Annotated in this window: 1 protein-coding gene; it reads left to right on the top strand. The window is 53.4% G+C overall.

Features of this window, described 5'->3' with window-relative positions; genetic code table 11:
• Window positions 1-365, top strand: a 365-nt coding sequence (locus OC597_RS26620) for a GTP-binding protein (RefSeq protein ID WP_262211167.1), incomplete at both ends; no start/stop codon positions are given.

Below are 365 nucleotides of genomic sequence, written 5' to 3'. Positions count from 1 at the left end.
CACTACGCGCACGTTGACTGCCCAGGGCACGCCGACTACGTTAAAAACATGATCACCGGTGCTGCTCAGATGGACGGCGCTATCCTGGTTGTTGCTGCGACTGATGGCCCTATGCCACAGACCCGTGAGCACATCCTGCTGGGTCGCCAGGTTGGCGTTCCTTTCATCATCGTATTCATGAACAAATGTGACATGGTTGATGATGAAGAGCTGCTGGAACTGGTAGAAATGGAAGTTCGTGAACTTCTGTCTGCTTACGACTTCCCTGGTGATGACCTGCCGGTTGTTCGTGGTTCAGCGCTGAAAGCACTGGAAGGCGAAGCTGAGTGGGAAGCTAAAATCATCGAACTGGCTGGCTACCTGGA

It is taken from the genome of Serratia proteamaculans (genome assembly GCF_946227095.1).
GTDB classification, from domain to species: domain Bacteria; phylum Pseudomonadota; class Gammaproteobacteria; order Enterobacterales; family Enterobacteriaceae; genus Serratia; species Serratia proteamaculans_E.
The sequence above is the reverse complement of the archived record's forward strand: the minus strand, read 5'-3'. Positions and strand labels throughout refer to the sequence as shown.